Raw genomic sequence first — 25,257 nt, 5'->3', positions numbered from 1 at the left:
GTAGAAAAACATGAGTTTCTCTACAATCTGACTGTAGAATGTCTCTACAGTTTTTTTGCCAACCTTTATTTTTCATTACTTTCTAATTCCTCAATTATCAGCGACAGTTCTGTCCAACGATCCATCGCTTGTTCTAATTCTTCAGCGACGGCTTTTTGCTTGTCCATCAGCTCTTGAATTTTCCCAAAATCACTGCCAGCCTCAGCAATGCTGGCTTCGAGCTGCTGGTGTTTGTCCTCTAGTGCTTGTATCCGATCTTCAATGCCATCCCATTCAAGCTGGTCCTTATAGGATAGTTTTTTTCTCTTTTTAGGAGCAGCTTCTACTTGTTTTTCAGCAGGTTTTGTCTCTGTTCGCTTCTGTTCTTTTTCTTGCTCCATGTAATCGCTGTAAGCACCTTGGAAGTGTGAAATGCGTCCATTTCCTTCAAACACAAGCAGACGATGGACGACTCGGTCTAAGAAATAACGATCATGCGACACGGTGATGACTACGCCTGGGAACTGCTCCAAATAATCCTCTAAAATGCTGAGCGTCTCTGTATCAAGATCATTCGTCGGCTCATCTAAAAAGAGAACATTCGGCTCTTCCATCAATACCTTCAATAAATACAATCTGCGGCGCTCTCCCCCTGACAGCTTGCGGATAAACGTGCGCTGCATGGATCTAGGGAATAAAAATCGCTCCAACATCTGCTCTGCTGTCACAATGACGCCATCTGCCGTTTTGACAATTTCAGCTGTTTCTTTGATGTAATCAATGATATTCAGCTCTTCATTCATTTCGTTATGGTCCTGCGTGTAATAGCCAATGCGGACTGTTTGTCCAATGGTCAATTGTCCGTTCGTCGGTTCTATTTTACCCGCCAGGCAATTGAGTAAAGTTGTTTTGCCCACTCCATTTGGTCCGATAAATCCGATACGATCCCCTGGCACGACTAAATCACTGAACTGGTCCACAAGGGTTTGTCCAGCAAATGTGATGCTGATCTCTTCTGCCTCAATCACTTGTTTTCCAAGCCGGTGAGAACCGATCGCAAAATCAAGCTCTCCCTTTGCATCAGGTCCCTTTTGATCCTTCAGCTCTTCCACTCTGCCGATACGTGCTTTTTGCTTTGTCGTTCGAGCCTTTGCCCCTCTTCTCAACCATGCTAGCTCACGTCTAAGCAGGTTTTGACGTTTCGTTTCTTTTACTTGAGCTTCTGCTTCTCGTTCCGCTCTTTTTTCTAAAAAGACTTCATAATTTCCTTTATATGTGTAAAGCAGCCCCTGATTTAATTCATAAATCCGATTGGCGACACGGTTTAAAAAATAACGATCATGGGTGACAAGAATGACAGCCCCGCTGTATTGACTCAAATATCCTTCAAGCCATTCAATGGTTGCGTTGTCTAGATGGTTTGTCGGCTCATCTAAAATCAGCAAACCCGCAGGCTGAATTAAATTTTTGGCGATTGCCACACGCTTTTTCTGTCCGCCTGATAACGCATGAACAGATCGGCTCACATCTTTAACGCCAAGCTTTGTCAAAATCGTTTTCGCCGAAAGATTCGCATCCCATGCATCATCCTGATCCATTTTATTTTGCATACGCATAAGCGCTTCTTGTTTTGCCTCGTTTTGTGGATCATCCTCTAAATCAGCCAGCGCCTTTTCATAGGCTTTCATCGTTTGAATCATCGGTGCTGTTCCTGAAAAAATATAGTCGAGAATCGTTTCATCCCCGCTCATTTCAGGATCTTGCTCGAGAAATTCGATATCAAGTGTCCCTGCCTTTGTAATGTCGCCTTCCTCAAATGATTCAAGTCCTGCAATGACTTTTAAAAGCGTTGACTTCCCTGTTCCATTCGGTCCAATTAACCCGATGCGTTCCTTTGGTTCTATATGAAAAGAGATATGATCAAACAGCGTTTTTTCGCCATAGGTTTTATATAATCCTTCTACATTCAATAAACTCATTTTATCAGCCCTTACATAGATTCTTCCTTTATTTTAAATCAGCCAGTAGCAGAAAACTAGTTTTAAAAAAACCCACTGCTGAAAAGAATGTTTCCTTTTGATGCTCGATACACTATGAAGAGGTGATCTAAAGATGATAACCATTAGTTTATGTATGATTGTGAAAAATGAAGAGGAGGTTTTGGCTGACTGCCTATCTTCTGTTCAAGACATTGTAGATGAGATGATCATTGTTGATACAGGATCAACGGATCAAACAAAGGACATTGCTCACTCCTTTTCAGCAAAGGTACTCGACTTTGAATGGGTCCAGCATTTTGCAAAAGCACGCAATTTCGCTTTTTCCCATGCGACAAAAGAGTATATCTTATGGCTGGATGCCGACGATGTCCTACTTGAAGAGGACCAGCAAAAACTGCTTCAGCTCAAACAGACGCTTGATCCCGCAGTAGATGCCGTCTCGATGTTTTACCACGTTGGATTTAGTGAGGACGGTCAGGTGAATTTTAAATATAGAAGAAATCGGCTCGTCAAGCGTGCCTTGAACTTTCAGTGGTATGGGGCCGTTCATGAATTCCTTCAAGTGTATGGCAACATTTTTCCCGCTGATATCGCCGTCACCCATCAAAAGCGTAAGAAAACAACCGCCGGAGAACCTGGACGCAATCTGCGCATTTATGAAAACATGCTTGCAAAAGGCGAAGAGATGACACCTCGTGATCTCTTTTACTTCGCCAATGAATTACGAGATCACAAGCAGCAGGTGAAGGCGATTCGCTTTTATCACAAATTTTTAGCCACAAAACAATGCTGGATTGAGGATGAAATTCGCACATGCCAAAATTTAGCTGACTGCTATTATGCAGTCGGTTTTGAGGAAGCCGCCTTATCCTCCTTATTGCGATCCTTCTTATATGATCAGCCCCGTCCAGAATTTTGCTGCCGGATTGGGGATCATTTCAAAGCACAAAATAAACACAAAGCAGCGATCTATTGGTATGAGCAGGCACTGAAAGCGCCTGAAATCGAAACAGCCTTTACACTGACACAATATAAAACATGGTATCCTCACCTTCAGCTTTGCTATTGTTATTATCAGCTCGGTGATTTGGCTCAAGCGAAAACCCATCATCTTGCATCCTCAGCCCATTACCCAACACATCCGAGTGTGCTGTACAATGAAAAAATATTTGCTGAAGAAACGTAAATCTCCTGTTATCACATCCGCCTGTCAATGACGGCGGATGTCTTTTGATACACATTAGACTTTTGTGACATTTAACACTTTAGTGATTTAAAGCGTTTTTCAACCAATTGACTAAATTGTCATTTACGCATATACTAACATTCGTCTTACGAAAAGATTTATCCATTAGGAGGTCAACATGAGTTCTTTATTTAGAAAAAAGTCTCTCGATCAGCTCATGCTTGAAAGTCAAACGAAGCGGCTGAGCCGTTCTTTGAATACATTTGATTTAATCTTGCTTGGCATTGGCTGTGTGGTCGGGACTGGAATTTTTGTGATAACGGGGGTTGCGGCTGCGAAAGATGCGGGACCTGCGATTATTATATCTTTTATTTTGGCTGCGATCGCATGCGCCCTTGCTGCTTTTTGCTACGCTGAATTTTCCTCGTCCATTCCAGTGTCAGGAAGTGTCTATACGTATTCTTACGCAACACTTGGAGAATTCCTCGCCTTTTTAATGGGCTGGGATTTAATGCTTGAATATGTTGTTGCGCTCTCTGCTGTGGCAAGCGGATGGTCATCCTATTTTCAATCACTGCTCAGTGGATTTGGTCTGCACATACCGAAGGCTTTATCGGCTGCACCCGGAGCCGCTGATGGGGCCATCTTTAACCTGCCAGGCGCACTCATTATTTTACTCATTACCTTTATTGTCTCAAGAGGCGTAAAAGAGAGCACGAAGCTGAATAACATCATTGTGCTCATCAAAATTGCCATTGTCCTCCTCTTTATCATTTCAGGCTTTGCTTACGTTAAACCTGAAAATTGGACACCTTTTATGCCAATGGGCTTCCATGGCGTGATTGCAGGAGCGGCAACTGTCTTTTTTGCTTACCTTGGATTTGATGCAATCGCTAATGCATCAGAAGAAGTCAAAAACCCGCAAAAAGCGATGCCAATCGGAATTATTGGCGCGCTCGGTGTTTGTACAATTTTATACATCGGGGTATCCTTTGTCTTAACCGGCATGGTTCACTATACGAAACTGAATGTCAGTGACCCTGTCGCTTTTGCTTTACAAGTGGTTGGACTGAATAGTGTCGCTGGTATTATATCGGCAGGTGCTATTATTGGGATTACGACCGTGTTAATTGCACTTGTCTACGCTCAGGTTCGTTTAACCTTTGCCATGAGCCGAGATGGACTCATGCCAAAAATCTTTTCAAACGTTCATCCAAAATCGAAGACACCGGTTGCCAACACTTGGCTGACAGGCGCTGTTGCGGCATGTATCGTTGGTTTCGTCAACTTATCAACACTTGCTAATTTAGTCAGCATCGGTACACTTGCGGCCTTTACGGTGATCTCGATCGCTGTGATCATACTCCGGAAAAAACATCCGAATATGAAAACAGCGTTTAAAGTACCCTTTGTTCCTGTTCTTCCCATCATTAGTGCGGTCATTTGTATGATCTTGGCTGCCACACTGAAATGGGAGACATGGCGAGCCTTCCTCATCTGGGTAGCCATTGGTGTCGTTGTGTATTTTACCTACGCAAGACGCAAAAGCCATCTGAATCAAACACAATAGAAAAGAGACACGGGGAATCCCGGTCTCTTTTTTTGTTTAAATCACACTGTTTTTCACTGAATTCGAGTCCACCATATCTGGATCGAGTACGCTTGAAATCGGAATGACAAGCGGTGAACAATCTCCATTGTCCTCACCAAAACCTTGGTTCAATTTCATCGAGAGAAAATAATCGATCTGCTGATAAGGCCCTAGCGTCAGTGATGCCCCCCGATCCATTGCATTGATTTTAAAAGCACCGACATTGACGACTGAGGGTGAGAATAACATCACACATCACTTCCTTGGAATAGGTTTAGCTGCTGGCGAAAAAGAGGCAGGTGAGTCCACTTGATCTCGATCATCTACATGGCTCTTTGTTCCGACAAAACCGCTGGCATCTCCAAAATTCTGTCCGTACCCCTGATTTTTTTTATCTGAGTTTTGCCACTCTGCTAACAAATTTTGTCCGACATTCACCGCCGACGCATTTTCAAAGGAATTAATTTTTAACATGAAAATATTAATATTGATATACGGAGTTGGTTGAACCACAGATAAACCTCCTTTTTATAGGTATATGCGAGCACCCATCAAGTATGTTAACAGGAGGTCTTCACATGGACTTCGAAAAAATGAAGCAGTGGATGGACATTGCCCAGCAAATGCATGGAGATGATTTTTGGAAAATGATATTCGATGATGAGCAAAGATCTCCCTTTATGGCAAATGGTCCGTCTCCATTTACATTCTCGCAGCAAGATCAGCGAGGAACAGATGCATCGTTTCCACCAGTCGACATTGTGGAAACCCCTACTGAATTTCAGTACTTAATTTATCTGCCTGGCTACCGGAAGGAAGATGTTCAGGTGCTGTCGTATGGTGAATATTTAGTTGTAAAAGGACAGCGTTTTTCCTTTTTTAACGAACAGGATTTTCGCCAAAAACAAGGAAAGTATGGTCCGTTTGAAAGAAAAATTCGGCTCCCAGATATGATTCTTGGTCAAATGAATGCGGCCTTTAAAGACGGCGTACTATACATTCGCTTGCAAAAGGATGAAGGAAAAGCAACTGCGATAATCATAGATGACGAATATTGATACTGACTGCGTCTATTAGATCACGATCATCAATCGTTTCAATCGGCAAGATCGTGATCACGCCATCGGCATTTTGTTCACCAAAACCATTGTTTCTTTTGATCGTCGAGCAGTGATTTCGTACGATCGTCGAACCGAATGTCATCGAGGACCCTGTACCAATCGTATTCGTCTTCATATGGGTAATCTGAATGCGTGTAGGCAGCATGCCCTTCTCCCCTTTCATGTATCTCTATAAGTATATACCGGGCAGCTTTTCCATAGACTAGAGCAAGGCGAAAGAAAAGGTTGTGGTCCATTTGAAACATTTCATTCAATCACTCTTTAAAAAAACTGAATCCAGTCCATCCCCATCTGTCGTCGAGCTGGAAAAAAGACTCACCGCTCTTGAGCAAAAAATGTCTGCACCTGCTCCGCCTGTCTCGGAGGATACGCACATTCATATTGAATCACTGCATGTGGACAAAATTGACTACCATTTAGAGTTTGGTGAGCTTTCCATTGATCAGCTTAAAGGCAGACTCAACATTGGAGCCACCTATTACACGCCAAAGGACCCGCACCTCAAAAAGGCAGCTTCAGTACCGAAGCCAAAAGAAACAAAAACACCAAAAGTCTCCATTCGATCAAAGTCTTCATCTCAGAACGACCGGAAGCCAAAAATAAACCGCAAGCACAATCGCTACAATACTGATCACATTTAACCAAAAGCCAGCCTTGACCATATCAGATATTTTCAGCACGTCCGCACTAAAGACAGCCGCATTTGGCGGTGTGGAGATTGGCAGCATAAATGCACATGAAGATGCTAACGCAGCCGCAGCCATTAAGCCGTACGGCTCCATGCCAATTGCAAGTCCAAGCCCTACTGTAATTGGAATCATCATGTTCGCAACTGCTGTATTGGACATAATTTCGGTCATAAATAAAATAGCGCCCGTTAAAATAATCAGAAGCATGAGATACGACAGCCCATTTAAATGCTGTAAATTTCCCCCGATCCATCCTGTTAGATTGGTTTCTGCAAACCCTGTAGCGAGCGAAAGCCCGCCTCCAAACAAAAGCAAAAGTCCCCACGGCAACTGCTTCATATCCTGCCATTCTAGTATTCTCTCTCCATTTGTCGCTGGAATGAGAAATAACAGCATCGCCCCAAAGATTGCGATCGACGTATCCGAGACAGGAAGCCCGCCAAACAAAAAGATTTTAAAGATCCATAAAAAAGCCGTCATAAGAAAAATAGCAAAAACCCATTTTTCTTCTTGTTTCATTTTGCCTAAATCCTCTAAACCCTTCCGTATAAACGCTGCTCCCATTTCCCCTGTGTGCTCTACCTTGAACTGTATCTTGGTCAAATACAGAAATAAGAGAATAAGCAGAACAGCCGCCACCGGAAAACCAAACAAAAACCATTCAAAAAACATAATTTCTCGATCTAACAGCTTTTTTGACATCGCCGCAAAAACAGCATTTGGTACAGACCCAACGAGTGTCGCCAGTCCGCCAATAGAGGCTGAATAAGCGACCGATAATAGGATGCTTTTACTGAATCGGTCAAGAGATGCACCTGACAAAATATCGTTCGCCTTCACCTCTTTAATCACAGCCAGTGCCACAGGCAGCATCATCAGTGCTGTGGCTGCATTTGAAATCCACATAGATAAAAAAGCCGTTGCTATCATAACCCCTAATACAATGCGGTCACTTCTTGTGCCAATGATGTTTAAAATATGTAAGGCCATTCTTCTATGTAAATTCCATTTTTCAATGGCAATGGCAATCATAAATCCGCCCATGTACATAAAAACAATCGGGTCTCCATAAGCTCTTGATGTTTGCTCCATCGATAGCCCGCCAAGTGTAGGCAAAAGGATGATGGGCAATAAAGAGGTCGCCGGTATAGGCAAAGCTTCAGTGACCCACCATGTCGCAGTCCATGCTGTGATGCCAAGTACCACTCTCGCTGCATAGGTCAATTCACTTTCTGGAATGAGCAAAAAAATAAGCAAAAAGAAGATCGGTCCAAGAACAAGTCCAGTTAGATTCACTTTTTTATAAACGATCACAATTCCTCCTTCATGAAAACGCTTTTAATTTTTTCTAGTTTTTCACATTCGATGATCACATAAAAAATCCTTTAAATCATAAGAAAAAATGAAGAGATTCTTCAGCAGCAACTGTGTCTTGATTCATATTTCCACTTCATGTCTTGGTCTATTTTCATAGGAGAAACTATACAAATCCTACACAGTAACTGTAAACTATAGAGGATCTAATCAAAAATTGAGGTGTTTTCATTGTATACAGATCAACGAAAATCATTTTGGAAACAGAAAAAAGTCATCATTCCCCTTCTTAGCATCATCGTGATTGCTGCTGCTCTCTTTTTCTTAAAAGATTCGCTTTTCTCAAAAGAAAAAGAGGCGCTGAAAGCCGCTGAATCCTTTACGAAACATCTGGAGAAAAAAGAATTCACGAAACTGGTAGATGAGGTCACAAGTGGCTCTCTGAAAGCCAGTGACTTTTCTAAAAAACAACTTGCCGAAAAATACGATAAGATCTTTAGCGGCATTGGTGCAAGTGATCTAAACGTCTCAAACGTCAACGTAGAAAAACAGGACAAAGGAAATGGGTATCAATTCACCTATGAAGTCACGATGAAAACGTCACTTGGAAAACTGAACAAACTCTCTTACAAGGGCGTTCTCTCCGAAGAGGATAACGAGTGGAAAGTAGATTGGAAACCAAATCTCATCTTCCCGCAAATGGAAACGGGTGACACCATCAAAGTGACAACGGATCCTGCGGTACGCGGAAATATTGTAGATCGAAAAGGGCGCACGTTAGCCGAAACAACTGGTGGACACGCACTTGGCATCATCCCTGGAAAACTCGGGACAGGTACGGAAAAAGAAAGCAACATCAAAAAAATCAGCAACGCTTTTGATATAGATGAAGAGCTGATTCAAAATCAGCTGAAACAAGCATGGGTCACAGATGACACATTTGTCCCGCTAAAGTCTATGTTAGAGCAAAAGCCGATTCCAAAAGACATAAATGGCGTCACCTATCAAACGAAGGAAATGCGCTACTATCCATATAACGAAGCCGCTGCCCATCTGACAGGCTATGTGGGAAAAGCAAATGCGGATGATATCAAAAGAAATCCAGCTTTAAAGGCGGATCAAATCATCGGCAAAACCGGCCTTGAATTCACATTTGACAAGAACTTAAGAGGACAAGATGGCGGAAGCATCCTCATTATCCATGATGAAACAGGTATTGAAGAAACATTACAAAAAACAGACCGAAAAGACGGAAAAACAGTCAAGCTGACCATTGATGCATCTTTACAGAAAAAAGCCTATCAACAGCTGAAAGGTGAAAAAGGGGCTGTCACCATTATGAACCCATCATCAGGTGATTTATTAGCGCTTGTTAGCACCCCTTCTTACGATGTCAATTTAATGACCAACGGGATCACGCCTAAACAATATCAAGCATACAGTGAAAATCCCGATCTTCCATTCCAAGCTCGATATGCGAGCAGATATGCACCAGGATCTACTTTCAAAACCATTACAGCAGCCATTGGACTGGAAACAGGTGTCACAAAACCTAATAAAGTACGCACCATTCATGGACTGAAATGGCAGAAGGATCAATCATGGGGAAATTATCGCATTACACGGGTTCATGACAAAGAACAAGTCAATATGGTCGATGCCCTCGTGTACTCAGATAATATTTATTTTGGACAGGAAGCCCTTGAAATCGGCAAAGATACTTACGAGAAAAAAGTGAAAACATTTGGATTTGGTGATGATTTAAACATGCCGTTTACAATGAAACCGGCACAAGTGTCTAACGACGGAATCAAATCAGACATCTTACTTGCCGACTCAGCATATGGCCAAGGAGAATTACTTATGTCTCCAATTGAACAAGTACATGCTTATTCTCCATTTGCAACAGGAGGAAAGCTTGTGTACCCTCGAGTCATTCAGGATGAAAAAACAGCATCACCAAAACAGATCATCAAAGAAGATACAGCAAATACGGTGAAGGACGCACTCACTCAAGTCGTCACCAATTCAAACGGAACCGCTCACTCGTTGCAAATAAAAGGGGCTGATATAGCCGCTAAAACGGGAACAGCGGAACTAAAGAGCAAACAAGGTGCGACAGACGGTACTGAAAATGGATTTTTACTTGCGTTTAATCCTAAAAAAGAAGATTACGTCCTCGTCGGCATGATTGAAGGTGTGAAAAACCGTGGAGGCAGTGGACTTGTCATTCAAAAAATGAAGCCTGTCATCGCTTCTTTCTATAAATAACCCTTTAGAGACACACGCTCCAGCAAGCGCATGTGTCTCTTTTTTTCTAAATCATGACAATTTGCTATTGTTTTATAGTTCACCTTATGAATAAAATGAGGAGAATGAAAAAAGAAACAAGTTGAATGAAAGGAGGAAGTCTCATTGGCTATTGCTGCTCAAACAAAGGATAAACCTCAAAAAGCGATCACCGGTTCAACGGTTTATCCTATTTTATTGATTATTGGTATTTGCCATATGCTCAACGACACATTGCAAGCCGTGATTCCTGCCATGTTCCCTATTTTAGAACGCTCAATGGGGCTGACCTTTACTCAATTAGGGCTAATCGCCTTTACATTAAATATGGTCTCCTCCGTCATGCAGCCTGCGATCGGGTGGTACACAGATAAACGGCCGATGCCCTATGCACTGCCTATCGCATTATTTTCAAGTGCTGTCGGCATTTTCGGCCTTGCGTTTGCGCCGTCATTTGCGACCATCCTACTGTGCGTCGTCTTTATTGGACTTGGCTCTGCGATTTTCCATCCAGAAGGCTCACGGGTTGCCAACATGGCAGCTGGTCCTAGACGGGGTCTTGCTCAATCCATCTATCAAGTCGGTGGAAATACAGGTCAAGCCTTTGCTCCGCTAATCGCTGCATTCATGCTCGTCCCTCTCGGTCAGCCAGGTGTGGCTTGGTTTACGATTGTTGGAATGATTGCTGTCGGTTTCCTTCTTTATATTTCGAGATGGTACGCAGGAAGACTTCAAACCATTCGAGCACAAGCGAAAAAAGCGCCTGCAAAAGCAGCAAGATCTGAACTTCACCGCAAGTCAGCGCTCACAGCACTTGGCATTATCGTCTTTCTTATTTTCGCGCGTTCTTGGTATGGAAATGCGATCTCGAATTTCTATGCGTTTTATGCGATTGAGCAATATGGTTTGACGATTAAAGAATCACAAACTTATATTTTCTTATTTCTTATATTGGGTGCGATTGGGACATTTTTAGGCGGGCCGCTTGCAGACCGCTTCGGCAAGAAAACCGTCATTTTAATTTCTTTATTGGCATCCTTTCCGCTTGCCCTACTTCTCCCATTTGCCGGACCGGTTGTTGCTTATGTTTTACTTGGACTCATTGGGATCATTCTGACCTCAAGCTTCTCTGTCACCGTGGTCTATGCCCAAGAACTATTTCCCGGGAAAATTGGCACAATGTCTGGTTTAACTGTTGGACTTGCGTTTGGTATGGGAGCGATTGGATCCGTTGCCCTCGGCTCATTAATTGATGCAGTCGGTTTAACGCCTACCATGATCGGTGTCGCCTTTTTACCGATATTAGGCATCCTAGCCTTCTTACTGCCAAGCGATCAGACCATAGCGAAATGGAATGAATCATAAAAGGTAAAAACCGCTCAATAAATGAGCGGTTTTTTCATAACTTATAAAAATGCGTGTCCGGAACATGCTTCTTTGCAATAAACCCCTGCTGAAAGTCTGGAAAGACCTTTTGCACCTGTTTAATTTTCAGATGAATCAAATCCGCATACGGAATATACAAATGATCCACAAGAGTGTGTTCTGTCATATAGTAATACCAGTTCAGATTAAAGGTATTTTCATCAATGATCGTAAAGGCAGAAAAATGATAGAACAGCAGTGGACATTCGTCGAGATACATATCTCCTTTCACAACGGAGAGCTTATAGTTTTCAATATTCCAAATCGCTGCATTGGCACCTTTAGATGCCACCACATGGACACCCTCAAAATCATCGACCCACCTTTCAACATACCGCTGATCACCATATGTCTTTTTTTCTGTATCCATTTCTACTGTACAGTGCGCAATGCAGTTCTCTTTCCACTGCGTCACAGCCCGTTTGGCCACATCTGTGTTTCGACAGCCTACAAACCCAGTATTAAAACGGCCGGATAATTCATAAAAGTGATAGAATCGCTTGGAATTCATATGATCTGTCAAAAATACATGAGCGAGTGGATTTTCTGCAAATATCGCCTCTGGATCATGATAAAAATACAAATCCGTATCCAAATGAGCGAGATAATCTGCATCAGAGGACTCAAGAATTTTGAGTAGAAACGCAGGCTTAAGCGTCCAGCAATACTCGTGGAACGTACGATCCGCCTTTGCTTTTCGCAGCGAATCATCTTCCACATCTTCAAGCTCTTCATATTGGACATGTGGATGAGGAAATTGACTTAACACCTTGTAAGCCAAAGGATCAGCACATAAGACAGAAAGTTTGTATGATTGAGCCGTCTGCTCAAGTGAATGAATCAGCGCCAGCAGTTTAAATACATGGGTATTCGACACAATGGTTGTGAAATGATAGGATGCCATCTACAACACATCCACTTGGAACAAGTCAACATGCAGCAGCTCTTTTGTGAGCCCTTGAATGGCTTCTGCCAGCACCGTGCATCCATGTTCCTGCTTGGCACGCTGGACCGCCTCTGACAGCTTTTTCAAAGGGAAATGCTTTGCCGTCAGCACGTCCTTTTGATCACGTTTAATGCCCACATTCCGCTCTGTGATCATATGAAGCAGCTCCAAAAAATAAGCGAGCAGATCATCATATGCTTCATTCTTACGCAGCTGGCGAATGTCTTTCACGATATCATTTGTCACGGTATGAGAAAATGGTCCAGAGAAAGCCAGATGGACATCAATCGAATCAATATTGTTGTACTTCTCGCACATATACAAAATGTTATATTTGATGTCATCGAATGATGTTAAATTACTTGGATGTTCCTGATGCACACTTAAAATATCCTCACGCAGCTCAAATGAGAGGCCAAGCTGATGCAGACGAATGCCTAAATCATAATCCTCAAACCCGTATCGAACGATTTTTTCATCAAACATCCCTAGTTCCATGACATGCTTTCGCTTGACGGAAGAGTTATTTGTGATAAAAAATCGCCACGGCAATTGATAAGAACTTAAATCATAGTCGTACGTGTTTAAAATGTCTTTCAGGATATCAATAAATTCGGACTGCAAGTCGAAGCTTCTCTCTAGAAATGCGCCGCTTTTCACTTCCTCCATCGACACAAGAGACGTTTTGTCTTTCATTTTCCGCTGATACAGCCCTTGTTTTTTTAATCGTTTCACATGATCTTTATCAAAACCGGTGTAAAAATAACGGTAGATTCGCTTCCAGCATACACCGCAAATGACACGGTCCTCATGATCAGCATGTGCCTCTGCGTGCTTTTGAATAAATTGCGGCTCTGCCAGCATATCGCTGTCATGGAATATTAAGAGGTCTCCCTCTGCCTCACGAATGGCATGATTGCGCCCCTTGGCAATTCCTTGATTGACAGGAATACGCACTTTTTTGAATGGAAAGTTCACCTCAATGTGTTCGAGCATTTCCATCGTGCCGTCCGTTGACCCATTATCAGCGACAATGACCTCAAATGGAATATCGGTTTCCTGAAGCGTTAAGGAAAAAAGGCTCCCTTCTAAACGCTCTTTCGCATTATAACTCGGAATAATGACGCTGACCTTCGGCTTTTCATTCATGCGCCATCCTCCTCCAGTTTGGCATAGCCGTTAAACATCGGATTGACTTGTTCTACCGATTCAATCACATGACGCAGCACTTCCCGATAGGCTTCTTGGAAAAATGGCAAGTCATCTCTTCCTTTTTCATGGATTTGCTGCATATCATCTTTGCTTAAGATCCTAAAACCACTGAAATGATAGCAAATGAGTGGGCTTCCATCCTCAAGCAAAATACGTCCATTCTCTTCCTGATAAGAATGCTGGCCATAATTCCAGTGACCAATATTCACACCCTTTGTTTGAATATCTTCTACTTTTTCAAACAGCACCGGCATATGATCCAAATACCCTTGATCCCCAAATTTCCCTTCTCCAGGCGCATTTTTGCATTCCATTAGACATTCTTCTTGCCACCAGCTCAGGCACTTTCGGCCGGCTTCATCTCCTTTAAAATGGAGGAAGCCTGAATTGTAGCGCCCTAAAAGTTTTTGAAGCATCTTCACTTCCTCTGGATCAAAGCTTGGAATGACAATATCCCCTCTTGATAGAAGCACAGACGCATCAGGCTGGTTTTGAAAAATCACTTGCGGACTCTCATAAAAGAACAAATCCGCATCAAGATACGTCACTTCCTCCGCCTGGTCCTGCTTAAATAGCCACTCAATCCAAATCGGTTTTAATGTCCAGCAATATTCCGAATCATTTCGTTCCTTTTTGATCTCTAGAAGCTCCGGCGTTTCAAGCTCACGCACATGAACAAGATCGACATGCGGGAAATTCATTTGATGAAGCAAATCAAATGCAGCATCATCCATACATAACGTCTTGATGACAGCATCATCTTCTACTTGCTTCAACGATAAGAAAAACGCAATAGCTTGATAAAGTCTTCCACTTGATAGAACCGTACAATATATGCTGTTCATCTGTATACACCTCTATTTTTGAAAGAATTCACGATACCATTCAATTGTCTTTTCTAACCCTTCATCAATGGAGTAATCAGGCTTCCAATCAAGCAGCTTTCTCGCCTTTTCTGCTGATAAATATTGATGCTTAATCTCATGCGTTCCTTGATTCAAAATACGAGGTTTTAGTTCACTGCCCATCGCCTTTAAGATTTTATCAACGAGCTCAAGCACGGTCAGCTGAATTTCATTACTAAAGTTAAATGCTTCTCCTGCAAGCCCTTTTTCCTCCATTTTTTCAGCTAGCAGTAAATAAGCCTTGACCGCATCTTCAATATAGAAATAATCACGGATAAAGGTACCGTCACTTCTAATTTCTGGCGCCTTTCCCTCTAATACCAGCTGGATGGTTTGCGGAATGATTCGGTTAAAATTCAAATCCCCGCCTCCATATAAATTACCGCAGCGCGTAATACAAACCGGAAGACCATATGTGTTGTAGTACGTGTGAGAAATTAAATCTGCACAGCTTTTTGACACATCATATGGGTGCTTGCCGTTAAGCGGCATGTCTTCATCATAAGGAAGCTGCTCTTGATCCCCGTATGCTTTATCACTCGATGCCACAATCACTCGTTTGATAAGCGGCTGTCTTCTGCATGCCTCCAGCACATTCCATGTTCCTAAAATATTGGCTTCAAATGTAGAGACCGGGTGACGATTTGCGACTCCAACAATCGCTTGGGCGGCCAAATGAAAGACTGTATCAATCTCATATTCTCCTAACGCACGTTCTATCGTTTGCATGTCCTCAAGTGCGCCTTGGACGACATTCATCTTTTCAAATTGACTGCCTTGATATAAGTTCGATCTTGGCACCTGATCACGTACAAGCCCTGTTACGTTTGCTCCTTGATCTATCAATTCCTTGACGAGGTAACTCCCTAACAATCCCGTACACCCAGTCACAAATACGTTTTTCCCATTCCAAAATCCGCTCATGCTGTCACCAAACCTTCCATGGTTGTTTTCCATCTGCCCACATGCCGTTGATTTCTTTCAAGTTTTTATACGTATCAATTGCTGTCCAAAATCCGTGGTGCTCATAGACTGCTAGCTCTCCATCATTCGCCAAGTTCTGAAGAGGCTCTGCTTCGAACACACATTGATCATCATCTGTTAAATAATCAAAAACCTTTGGAGACAACACAAAAAATCCTCCATTGATCATCCCGATACTGTCTGTCTTCTCAGAGAAGGATTGTGCCATCCCGTTATACACCTTCAGCGTGCCGTACTGTGATTTCTTTTCAATTCCTGTGACAGTGGCAGCTGCTCCAAGCTCTTGATGGCGCTTGAGCAAATGAAACATATTGATATTGGCAAGTCCGTCACCGTACGTCATCATAAATGTCTCATCACCAATATAATCCTGTACCTGCTTTAACCGCCCGCCTGTCATCGTATTCTCACCCGTATCTAAAAAAGTGATTTTCCAATTCTCCGAATTCCCTAAAAGCTTCATTTCCCCTGTCGACATATCCAGCTGCATGCTGTGATGCCGCCAGTCGTAGTTGAGAAAATACTCTTTGATTTTCTCTCCTTTATATCCAAGCAATAAGATAAACTCGTCTACACCGTAATACTGATAGATTTTCATAATATGCCATAGAATAGGCCGATCTCCGATCATAGCAAGTGGTTTAGGAAGCGCTTGTGTGACCTCACTCATTCTCGTTCCCTTTCCTCCGCAGAGAATGACTGCTTTCATCTTCTCCCCTCATCTCTCTATGAAAATTTTTGATTGAAAACCCTATCTTCATGCGGAAAATCAGTACATGTACCCTTATACTTTGTCCGACATCAGGTTTTGAATCTACTCTATTCATATGTTGGATTAAGAGAGGGTGCCACCTAGCATTTAACTATTTTTACAAACAAAAAAGAGCGAGATTTGCATTCTCGCTCTTTCAAAGTTTAAATTGTATATTTTCAGGGTAGATGGTATGATAAACATGTGCATAAACAGCACAAACAGCCTCTTTCGATAAAGAGACTACTAGATTGGATGAACTCAAGTGGCAGCTTGCTTCATTCTTAATATGAATCACGGAGGTGAATTCCCATGGCACAAAATGTACTTTGTGAAGTGAACTCTTGCCGTTTTTGGGCTGACAACAGCTGTACAGCCTCTACCATTAAAATTGGTAAAAGCACAATGACTGACGTGACTCGCAATGCTGAAACGGATTGCGAAACATTTGAAACAAAATAATACATGATTTTCTGAGATGAAGGAACTGGCAGGTTCCTTCTTTTCTTTTATCATTCTATCAAGAATGATAATTATTATCAAGCGTTTTTCACTAAACATTTCTCGGGAAATAATGACACGAAATTTCTCCATTCGTTGACGATTTTCACTCCTTTTTCTATACTCAACATATCCGAAGAAGAAAAAGTGGTGACCAATCAGTGGATTTTACGATACGATTTCTATCATTCTATGTCGTTGAAATAGAAGGCAAAGAGGAACAAGCAAATAAACGGTTTAAACATTACCAAACATTAGACCAAGAAGAATTTGAACAAAGTGAACTGAAGGACTTTCTAGACGGTGAGCTTAAAAAAATCGTCAAACGAAAAGTGGACAGACACCCTAAGTCTGAGCAAGTACCAACTAAAATTGGCCGATTTATTGTCGAACCTGGGCATGAACTCGATTCAAATCCAAACTACAATTTATTTCATCAGACGAGATTTGCAGATACAAAAGAAGTATTTAACGAATGCAGTGAACAATTTGTTCGCACCTATTTAGATACAAGTGCTGTCAGAGGCGGCGTGTTTTTGGTTGCATCTGCGGTTCCTAAAAAGTATTTCGATGACTCTTTTGTCTTTATCATGAAATGCGATTTTGAACAGAAAGTCGCTTCTATTGCTGATACATCTACCTTGATCAAAAAAGTAGAAATGGCGATTACAACAAAAAACATGAAATCGATTCAATACCCGTTTATGCCAGAAGAGGGCATGACAGAGGAAGCCGAAGTGAAAATTCATCAATCCTCACACGCTCGTTATTTTGAAGACTTTCTGAAATTCGTCGAATACGGAGAATCGATGCCTGAAATCATGAAATCACAGGTCATGAATATGGTGCAGGAACATGTATTTGAAACATTTCAGGATGAAAGTGAAGAATTAAAACAATTTGAAGAGGACCTTGAAATATGGGAAGCAAGTGAAAAGCGAGAGATTAGGGAGCGCCTCGATACAGAGCAGGTCACATTAGCGGCCTCACACATTGTGGAACAAACCCCTGATATCACGATGAAGATGCGTCTAGGCGAAACAGAAATTAAAGGACTTTTAGCCGACTTCGGCCACTCGATTCATATCGCAAAGGTCAACAATCGATATGTCGTGCTCGTTGAAGCAGATCAAATTGTATTTGAAAAAGGAAGCACACCTGTTGAATTCCATAAACCCAATGGATTGAAAGAGGTCGTCAGCCAACTCACGCAAAAAGCCTATGATTCAGACTTAGAATAAGAGAATATGACTGCCTCCTGCGATCAGCTGCATGAGGCAGTTTTTTATATAACGCTTTATTTTTTACACTGCACTAGAAGAAACATGCTGCCCGCTTCTTATCCACATGCTGACGAGCATTAAGCTTATGATAAGCATCAGCCAAAAGACGCTGTTTGTTCCGAAAAACTGGATCAACGTATACCCACACAAAGGTCCTAAAGCAGCCCCCATATCTTGAACAAAAGAATAGCTGGCGAGAAAGCGGTTCTTATCTGTTTGAGCAGAAGCTTTTTGAAAGGCAAGTGTATCGGTGAACGTTGTGACTATTGTTGCCATCAGTTGCATCAAAAGCAGCATCAATAGGAACCAGCCGCTTACCTTCAGCATGATCACAAGAAAACTGAGCCCTCCAAATGAAAGAAACATCCAGCATAACATTCGTTCCTTCATCACAAGACGATCAAACCATTTACCCGTTCTCGGTGCGAGAAATGGTTCCCATCCCCACCTGAGCGCTTGAATAACACCGCTTAAAGCCGAAGCTCCGATGACAAAGCCAAACAAAGTCAATTCATCTTGGTCAATCTTTGCTTCAATGACATGACTCAGCGTGGATGCGAATAAACCTTGGATGATCAGTGCGATCAGCATGCCTGTTATCAGTACTTTTACCACATCTCGTGTCAACCACTTCTGTTTGATGCCGTGATACACCTGCGTGCCTTCTCTCTTTTCAATTTCATCCAACGATACATAAAAAATGCAGCCCATTAATGTGAGTAAGCCAAAGACAAGCGTCATGGACTGAAAACCGATCAAGCTGGCAAGGATTCCACCAAATAACATGCCAAATAAACTGCCAAGCCGGTAAAGCCCATTATAAAGACCCGTCAAATGTCCTTGTGAGCCTTCGTCCATTTCAGCCAAGACCCTCATCCCACTCATACGGAGTAACGTCCAAGCGAGACCCCATGCACAGCGGCAAATCAATAGCAGCCAAAATCCACTCATACCATATAATATTGTGGTCACTGACGCGATCATAATTGCGATCAGTACACCGGTCTTCATTGGAATATATCGATAAAGCCACCATACGACAGGTGCTAGCGGGATACGAATGAATCGGTTGATAGACAGCAGTAACCCCACCTCCCAAATGGATGATAAACCAATCTCTTTCCAATAGACCGGGAGAACAATATAGAGCATTGAATCCCCAATAAGGGCAAATGCTGTGATGAGCGCAATTGACACCACTTGCTTTTGACGACGATCCATTTTTTTCTTCCCCCTTCGCTACCTTTACGATAAGGGATACCTTATAATAAATCTAATGAATGTTTTTGATTGAATCATCAAAATAATTGATAGGCGGTGCAAAAATGAATTTACATGCCCTCCGTATTTTTGCAAAGGTAGCCGAAACAAAAAGTGTCACACAAACGGCAGACGTGCTGTCTTTGACGCAGCCGGCTGTGACGGCACAATTACGAAGCATTGAACGAGAGATCGGCTTTCGTCTTTTCAAACGAAACGGCCGGGGGATTACACTGACTGAGATGGGAAAGATCCTGTATCCATATGCCCGGCAAGTATTCGAGGCGGAAAAAGAAGTAGAATATCAGATTACCCTTCTGCAAAACGGAAAAAAAGGAAGACTCAGAATTGCTTCTACCTACGTACCACTTAACTTTTTGCTGCCTGATTGGCTTGCCTCTTTTAAAACATCATCGCCACAGACAGACATTGAATTAAAAAGTGGAAACTCCGCTCAAGTGATCGAAAGCCTGCTTCAATATCAATCAGATGTGGCGATCGCCGTAATAGAGGATCTGCACCACGAAGATCTTCACACCTCTCACTTAACTGATTTAAGTTATGACTTTATCGTGCCTATGGATCACCCGTTAAATGGACAAACCGTCCCCCTAGAACGCCTAAGCCATGAACCTTTTTTAATGCGAGAAGAAGGCAGTTCGACGAGAGACAAGCTTTTTTCCCTTTTTACCGCTAAAGGAATTAAAAAACCGACCGTTGATTTGCAATTCAGTGGTGTCCACGAAGCCATTCAAATGATCAAAGCTGGCTATGGCATTACCCTTGTTCCTCGTGACGCCGTTCAGCGAAGCTTAGAACGCGGAGAACTTGGGCGCGTGTATATCGAAGGAATAGACATTATCAGACCTGTTGTGGTCTGCAAACGGGCGAATGACCTTGAGGAAAATAGGACGGTGAATGCTTTTTTGCAAATGAAAGACATCGGACCCTTTACACCACCTGCCTCCAATTAAAAAAGTGCCTGCTTCAGCAACAGGCACTTTTTCTATTCGGTTGGCTGAACAAGATCAAATGGGACCGCTTTTGAGGCTATCACTAATTGTTCTGGTGTGATGAGGATTTCATTTCCCCATTCTCCTGCTCCAACGCCTAATATCTCTTCTTCTAATAGCGATGCTTCGATAATCGTGCGGAACCCTTCAGGCTGCCAGCAAAATGGCGGAATCGAGCCAATCCGATAGCCCGTCACTTCAAGCACCGTGTCAGGTGAAGCCATTTTAATATTACGAGAGCCTGCGGCTTTCTTTAGTTTCCCTGATTTGATGTGCTGGTCAGCACCCACCATTACAAGCAGCTGCTCCCCTTCCCCTGTTTCAAAGATCAATGTTTTGATCATTTGTCTTTCTCTAAAACCAAGAGCAGCCGCTACATTTGCTGCGCCTTTCTCTGTTTCAGCAGAAAATGTTTTGATGTCATACGGGATGCCATGCTTGTCCAAAAAGTCATGTGCTGGTAATTTTTTCAATGAATTGAACCCCTTTCCTTACAATGTCCTTTCATTTAGCTTATCACAATCCTCTCATCCTTAAGATGTATTTTTCAATGGAAAACCTCTGCACACTTCGCCAACATGCTATACTGAACTTGTTTTTGAAAAGGAGTCGGTTGGATATGGGAAATAAGTTTTGGTGTTATACAGGCAGTAAAAGCCTTCTCATGCTAAGTGATATTCTATTTTTGATGACAGTCACATTGGTTATTTATCAAGATACACAATCTGTCGCCTATGCGGCTGTATTTCCGCTCATAAGAACACTATGTCAGCTATTGGCTGGGCTCCTCTCTCCTGTTTTGACAGAACTCTTTCAAGCCAAGCGTCTATTGAAATGGGTCCCTCTTTTACGTATTGGAATGCTCGTCGTATTCACGACCCAATTTGATTTCTTTCAGCAGCACCTGATCTGGCTGTTTAGTGCGTTCGTTTTGATTTCCATCACAGGCGGGTTCATTAGTCCTTTATTGCAAGCCATCATGCCGATGATTGTGCCTGAAAATCAGCTTGTGAAAGCGAACAGTACAGCCTCCGTTTTTTATCAATCTGTTCAAATCGCCGGCTATTCGTTTACTGGAATGCTCGTCCTGTTGATTGGTCCATCTTATTTAATGTGGGCCTCTTGTTTCATGATTGTGTTGTCCTATCTATTGATCATCCCTGTTTTTTCTCTACTCAAGCAAGAAGACACGGTTCAAAAAGAAAATAAGATGAACGGGTTCAAGGATGGCTGGAAGATCATTTGGACAAACAAAACGGTTCGCATCCTGACTTTCATGGATGTTTGTGAAAATATTGCAGGTGCTTTGTGGGTCGGACCGGTTACGCTTGCCTTTGTCACACTTGTTTTAAAGGAAGGTGCGGAATGGTGGGGATATATCAATGCCGCATATTATATAGGTGCCATTATAGGCGGACTCATGGCCGCATGGCTAAGTCAGTTTATTCAAAAACAACTTCTCCTCTTTATGGCAACGGGCTCTTTTATTTATGCAGTGCTGACGATCCTATTTTCGCTAAACAGCCTGCCATGGCTTGCATTGCTGCTTTGTATTTTAATGGGGCCTGCCTATCAAATTCGAGATGTCTCGCAGCAAACCATTCTCCAAACAGAAACCCCAGTCCATGAGTTATCAAAGGTGTATTCGGCTCAATACGTTCTCTCTTCTATGTCTGTCAGTTTATCTATTTTCTTTGTTGGATTAATTGCGGATACATTCGGAGCGAGATTTGTGTATTTGTTAGGCGGACTGTTTGTACTCATCTGCTCAAGCATTGCCATCACCGCTTTCATGATGCAGAAAAAAAGAGCAGCTGTTTGAGGCAGCGGCTCTTTTACTTTTCTTTTAACATCGCAAACATGTCACGCGCCATTGCCTCTAGGATATACACAACGGGTGTCTGTGTGGTGATGTTGGCTCTATGGACTCGTTCGTCTGTGACGTAATAAGCAATATTTAAGTCAGAAATACGAGAAATTGTACAGTGCTGATTGTTTGTAATACTAATGATCGTGCTGCCTTCTCTTTTTAGTTTGGAAATATGATCAATCGTAATGCGGTTCTCTCCTGATACCGACAGCACAATGGTGACACTATTGTCTAAATACTGCATATTCATCGGGAAAAACGGATCATTGATGTAGAATGAAAATTTCTCAAGACTTGAAAAGTACCTTGCCCCATACTGCGCCAAAATACCAGAACTGCCCGTCCCAATAAACAGCACATTCTTTGCACCCGCAATCAGCTTTGCTGCCTCTTTGATCTTCCCCTCAAAATCTCCTTTAAGTGTCCGTTCGATAAATTCATACAAGAAATGCTGCGTGCTTTTCAAAGAAGGTGTTTGTTCTGCTTCTAAATACATTTTGAGCTTCACCTTAAATTCTGAAAAGCCTTCACAATTCACTTTTCGACAAAAGCGAAGGACAGATGAGGTCGATATATGTGCGGCATCTGCCAAATCACGAATTCTCATATAGACGACTTTTTCACTGTTTTCCATAATGTATCGGTATAAAGCGCTTTCTAGTTCATTAAAGCTGGAAATGACCTCACTTGAAAACATCTGACTTCCCCTTTCTCCAACAACATGGCACAACACGTTTCTTTTATGTAACAAATCTCTAAATAGGGCACCCTTGCCTAAAGACGCTGAAACCGTTTACGCACAAGGTACTCTCACGATAAGCTATAGATGTACAAACAAATGATAAAAGATTGATTCACTCTATTATAACATTGTGCGTTACATTATTCGGAGGTGCAGAACATGGCAAAAGGATTAAAGGTTGTCACAATCGGCGGAGGATCAAGCTATACACCGGAGCTAGTCGAAGGATTCATTAAACGGTACGATGAATTTCCAATTAGCGAACTTTGGCTCGTCGATATCGAAGCAGGTAAAGAAAAGCTTGAGATCGTCGGTAATCTTGCAAAACGCATGGTAAAAAAAGCGGGACTTCCAATCGAGGTTCATTTAACTTTAGATCGCCGGAAAGCACTGGTAGACGCTGATTTCGTCACAACACAATTCCGCGTCGGATTACTGGAAGCACGTATGAAGGATGAACGCATTCCTTTAAAATATGATGTCATTGGTCAAGAAACAAACGGTCCAGGCGGTCTATTCAAGGGTCTGCGTACCATCCCTGTCATTCTTGAGATTGTGAAAGATATTGAAGAATTATGCCCAGATGCTTGGCTTGTGAATTTCACCAATCCTGCTGGTATGGTCACAGAAGCCGTACTTCGCTATTCAAACCATCGCAAAGTCGTTGGCTTATGTAACGTACCAATCGGTATTCGCATGGGCATCGCCAAAGGGCTTGATGTCGATGCAAGCAGAGTCGAAGTCAGCTTTGCTGGATTAAACCATATGGTCTTTGGACTGAACGTGTTCTTAGATGGCAAAAGCATCATGGATCAAGTGATCGAAGACATGGCAGATCCAAACTCCACCATGTCCATGAACAACATTCAAGCGATTCCGTGGGATGCAGATTTCTTAAAAGGGCTTGGTGTGATTCCTTGTCCGTACCACCGCTATTATTACAAGACAAGTGATATGTTGGCTGAAGAGAAGAAAGCAGCAGAAAATGAAGGAACTCGTGCAGAAGTCGTTCGTGCACTAGAAAATGACCTGTTCGAGCTTTACAAAGATCCTGATCTTGATATTAAGCCGCCACAGCTTGAAAAACGAGGCGGTGCTTATTACAGTGATGCAGCATGTAACTTGATCGCATCCATTTATAACGACAAGCATGACATTCAGCCTGTAAACACAATCAACAATGGCGCCATCAGTGACATTCCAAATGATTCTGCCGTTGAACTGAACTGTGTCATCACAAAAGACGGCCCAAAACCAATCGCTGTTGGTGAAATGCCGGTCGCTGTCAAAGGACTTATTTCTCAAATTAAATCCTTTGAACGTGTAGCCGCTGAAGCAGCCGTGACAGGCGACTACAACACAGCACTTGTCGCCATGACCATCAATCCGCTCGTCCCATCAGATGCCATTGCAAAAAGCATCCTAGATGAAATGCTAGAAGCACACAAAGAATATCTGCCACAGTTTTTCAATAAAGTAGAAGCATAAAAAGAAGCCGCACTTGTCAAAAGTGCGGTTTTCTTATTTCCCGGCAAACAACTGATCCATCTGAGCACGGTCATAGTCTAAGAGCCAGTGCTGTAAACCTTCATAAACTGGACGCAGATGTTCTGGATCTGCCGCAATAAGATCACAGCCTCGATCATCATATAAGTGGAAAATCATCTGTTTTGAAAGATTGATAAGATAAATGTCATAACCAAACTTTCCTTTCAAGATTTGATTCGGTTTGTAGAAATCCTCTTGGCATATAGCTTGTAATAGCGTGCGCAATCGAATATCTTGCAGCTGACACTTGAGTGTAAATCTCTCTATTTTCATTGTTTCTTCTAGTTTTGATTGTACATAAGTCAAACGCTCGTGACGCAATCGGTGACACACTTGTCGGTCGGCATATTTTTGATAAACAAGGAGCTTTTGCTTCATTAATTCATGTTCATGCTGCGTATAGACATCTGTGACAAATAGAATATCGTCTTCTGAATCAAAAGCATATCTGACGATTTTCAAAGCACGATCTCCTGCTTTTTCTAATACAACCGATTCTTCTCCTAATGACCAATCTGCCACTTCAAAGCGAAGACCAAAAGGCCACCCATAAAAAAGAGGCGGCGTGAGGACAAGATCAGGAAAATGACTTTTTAAAAAACGATTGGTTTGATCGCTCATGTCATGTCCTTCCAGTGGTTTTATTTC

The 25,257-nt window shown here is 42.3% G+C and carries 25 protein-coding genes; 11 read left to right on the top strand and 14 right to left on the bottom strand.

What is annotated here, in order from left to right:
- Positions 1-65: 65 nt before the first annotated feature.
- A complete protein-coding gene (locus BA79_RS14925) occupies positions 66-1,958 on the bottom strand; it encodes an ABC-F family ATP-binding cassette domain-containing protein (protein WP_035703623.1) in 1,893 nt (630 codons plus the stop codon).
- Positions 1,959-2,091: 133 nt separating this feature from the next.
- Here BA79_RS14925 and BA79_RS14920 point away from each other — a divergent pair, with 133 nt between their 5' ends.
- A complete protein-coding gene (locus tag BA79_RS14920; protein WP_035703619.1) occupies positions 2,092-3,165 on the top strand; it encodes a tetratricopeptide repeat-containing glycosyltransferase family 2 protein in 1,074 nt (357 codons plus the stop codon).
- Between the two features lie 178 nt (positions 3,166-3,343).
- Positions 3,344-4,735, top strand: coding sequence for a branched-chain amino acid transporter BcaP (gene bcaP, locus BA79_RS14915; protein WP_008344176.1), 1,392 nt, complete (start codon positions 3,344-3,346; stop codon positions 4,733-4,735).
- Between the two features lie 36 nt (positions 4,736-4,771).
- On the opposite strand, the gene BA79_RS14910 is transcribed toward bcaP, so the two are convergent.
- Complete coding sequence (locus tag BA79_RS14910; RefSeq protein ID WP_008344178.1) at positions 4,772-5,005, bottom strand: hypothetical protein; 234 nt, start codon at positions 5,003-5,005, stop codon at positions 4,772-4,774.
- Positions 5,006-5,011: 6 nt separating this feature from the next.
- Positions 5,012-5,269 (bottom strand): hypothetical protein, encoded by a 258-nt coding sequence (locus BA79_RS14905; RefSeq protein ID WP_008344180.1) that lies wholly within the window; start codon positions 5,267-5,269, stop codon positions 5,012-5,014.
- Positions 5,270-5,334: 65 nt separating this feature from the next.
- Here BA79_RS14905 and BA79_RS14900 point away from each other — a divergent pair, with 65 nt between their 5' ends.
- Complete coding sequence (locus BA79_RS14900) at positions 5,335-5,814, top strand: Hsp20/alpha crystallin family protein (RefSeq protein ID WP_008344182.1); 480 nt, start codon at positions 5,335-5,337, stop codon at positions 5,812-5,814.
- On the opposite strand, the gene BA79_RS14895 is transcribed toward BA79_RS14900, so the two are convergent.
- Positions 5,795-6,022 carry a hypothetical protein gene (locus BA79_RS14895; RefSeq protein ID WP_017360415.1) on the bottom strand — a complete coding sequence of 76 codons (228 nt, stop codon included), beginning with the start codon at positions 6,020-6,022 and terminating at the stop codon, positions 5,795-5,797. The genes BA79_RS14900 and BA79_RS14895 overlap by 20 nt on opposite strands.
- Before the next feature lie 91 nt (positions 6,023-6,113).
- Between BA79_RS14895 and BA79_RS14890 the strand changes: the two genes are divergently transcribed.
- On the top strand, positions 6,114-6,518 hold the full coding sequence (locus BA79_RS14890) for a hypothetical protein (RefSeq protein WP_035703615.1): 405 nt from the start codon (positions 6,114-6,116) through the stop codon (positions 6,516-6,518).
- Here BA79_RS14890 and BA79_RS14885 read toward each other — a convergent pair.
- On the bottom strand, positions 6,450-7,880 hold the full coding sequence (locus tag BA79_RS14885; RefSeq protein ID WP_008344186.1) for an SLC13 family permease: 1,431 nt from the start codon (positions 7,878-7,880) through the stop codon (positions 6,450-6,452). The genes BA79_RS14890 and BA79_RS14885 overlap by 69 nt on opposite strands.
- Before the next feature lie 231 nt (positions 7,881-8,111).
- Between BA79_RS14885 and pbp4 the strand changes: the two genes are divergently transcribed.
- Positions 8,112-10,151 (top strand): penicillin-binding protein PBP4(5), encoded by a 2,040-nt coding sequence (gene pbp4 / locus BA79_RS14880; protein ID WP_035703613.1) that lies wholly within the window; start codon positions 8,112-8,114, stop codon positions 10,149-10,151.
- Between the two features lie 144 nt (positions 10,152-10,295).
- Entirely contained in the window at positions 10,296-11,534 is a 1,239-nt protein-coding gene (locus BA79_RS14875) for an MFS transporter (RefSeq protein WP_035703611.1), read from the top strand.
- A 34-nt stretch (positions 11,535-11,568) separates the two neighbouring features.
- On the opposite strand, the gene BA79_RS14870 is transcribed toward BA79_RS14875, so the two are convergent.
- The 5 genes from BA79_RS14870 to rfbF are packed head-to-tail and all read right to left on the bottom strand — an operon-like array spanning position 11,569 to position 16,350.
- Complete coding sequence (locus BA79_RS14870) at positions 11,569-12,498, bottom strand: putative nucleotide-diphospho-sugar transferase (RefSeq protein WP_035703609.1); 930 nt, start codon at positions 12,496-12,498, stop codon at positions 11,569-11,571.
- Positions 12,499-13,689 (bottom strand): glycosyltransferase family 2 protein, encoded by a 1,191-nt coding sequence (locus BA79_RS14865; RefSeq protein WP_035703607.1) that lies wholly within the window; start codon positions 13,687-13,689, stop codon positions 12,499-12,501.
- Positions 13,686-14,597, bottom strand: coding sequence for a putative nucleotide-diphospho-sugar transferase (locus tag BA79_RS14860; protein ID WP_035703604.1), 912 nt, complete (start codon positions 14,595-14,597; stop codon positions 13,686-13,688). Before BA79_RS14860 ends, BA79_RS14865 begins: the two co-directional genes overlap by 4 nt.
- Before the next feature lie 12 nt (positions 14,598-14,609).
- Positions 14,610-15,581, bottom strand: a complete 972-nt coding sequence (locus BA79_RS14855) for a GDP-mannose 4,6-dehydratase (protein ID WP_025092661.1) — start codon at positions 15,579-15,581, stop codon at positions 14,610-14,612.
- Between the two features lie 4 nt (positions 15,582-15,585).
- Positions 15,586-16,350 carry a glucose-1-phosphate cytidylyltransferase gene (gene rfbF / locus BA79_RS14850; protein ID WP_008344198.1) on the bottom strand — a complete coding sequence of 255 codons (765 nt, stop codon included), beginning with the start codon at positions 16,348-16,350 and terminating at the stop codon, positions 15,586-15,588.
- 354 nt (positions 16,351-16,704) lie between these two features.
- On the opposite strand from rfbF, the gene BA79_RS19210 reads away from it, so the two are divergent.
- On the top strand, positions 16,705-16,854 hold the full coding sequence (locus BA79_RS19210) for a DUF1540 domain-containing protein (protein ID WP_008344201.1): 150 nt from the start codon (positions 16,705-16,707) through the stop codon (positions 16,852-16,854).
- A gap of 200 nt (positions 16,855-17,054) precedes the next feature.
- Positions 17,055-18,134, top strand: a complete 1,080-nt coding sequence (locus BA79_RS14845; RefSeq protein WP_035703601.1) for a DUF3900 domain-containing protein — start codon at positions 17,055-17,057, stop codon at positions 18,132-18,134.
- Positions 18,135-18,197: 63 nt separating this feature from the next.
- On the opposite strand, the gene BA79_RS14840 is transcribed toward BA79_RS14845, so the two are convergent.
- Positions 18,198-19,397 carry an MFS transporter gene (locus BA79_RS14840; RefSeq protein ID WP_035703599.1) on the bottom strand — a complete coding sequence of 400 codons (1,200 nt, stop codon included), beginning with the start codon at positions 19,395-19,397 and terminating at the stop codon, positions 18,198-18,200.
- Between the two features lie 104 nt (positions 19,398-19,501).
- Between BA79_RS14840 and BA79_RS14835 the strand changes: the two genes are divergently transcribed.
- Positions 19,502-20,410 carry a LysR family transcriptional regulator gene (locus BA79_RS14835; RefSeq protein ID WP_035703596.1) on the top strand — a complete coding sequence of 303 codons (909 nt, stop codon included), beginning with the start codon at positions 19,502-19,504 and terminating at the stop codon, positions 20,408-20,410.
- Between the two features lie 32 nt (positions 20,411-20,442).
- On the opposite strand, the gene BA79_RS14830 is transcribed toward BA79_RS14835, so the two are convergent.
- Positions 20,443-20,922 carry an aminoacyl-tRNA deacylase gene (locus BA79_RS14830; RefSeq protein ID WP_035703594.1) on the bottom strand — a complete coding sequence of 160 codons (480 nt, stop codon included), beginning with the start codon at positions 20,920-20,922 and terminating at the stop codon, positions 20,443-20,445.
- Between the two features lie 146 nt (positions 20,923-21,068).
- On the opposite strand from BA79_RS14830, the gene BA79_RS14825 reads away from it, so the two are divergent.
- Positions 21,069-22,271 carry an MFS transporter gene (locus BA79_RS14825; RefSeq protein ID WP_035703593.1) on the top strand — a complete coding sequence of 401 codons (1,203 nt, stop codon included), beginning with the start codon at positions 21,069-21,071 and terminating at the stop codon, positions 22,269-22,271.
- 13 nt (positions 22,272-22,284) lie between these two features.
- Here BA79_RS14825 and BA79_RS14820 read toward each other — a convergent pair whose 3' ends face one another.
- Positions 22,285-23,016: a MurR/RpiR family transcriptional regulator gene (locus tag BA79_RS14820; RefSeq protein WP_019743940.1), complete on the bottom strand. Its 732-nt coding sequence runs from the start codon at positions 23,014-23,016 to the stop codon at positions 22,285-22,287.
- Between the two features lie 204 nt (positions 23,017-23,220).
- Between BA79_RS14820 and BA79_RS14815 the strand changes: the two genes are divergently transcribed.
- Entirely contained in the window at positions 23,221-24,549 is a 1,329-nt protein-coding gene (locus BA79_RS14815; protein ID WP_035703591.1) for a 6-phospho-beta-glucosidase, read from the top strand.
- Positions 24,550-24,582: 33 nt separating this feature from the next.
- Here BA79_RS14815 and BA79_RS14810 read toward each other — a convergent pair whose 3' ends face one another.
- Positions 24,583-25,230, bottom strand: a complete 648-nt coding sequence (locus tag BA79_RS14810; RefSeq protein ID WP_035703589.1) for a DUF3885 domain-containing protein — start codon at positions 25,228-25,230, stop codon at positions 24,583-24,585.
- Positions 25,231-25,257: the final 27 nt, after the last annotated feature.

The organism is Bacillus altitudinis 41KF2b, from assembly GCF_000691145.1.
GTDB lineage: Bacteria > Bacillota > Bacilli > Bacillales > Bacillaceae > Bacillus > Bacillus altitudinis.
Note: the sequence above shows the minus strand (reverse complement) of the source record. Positions and strands in the feature narration are given on the sequence as shown.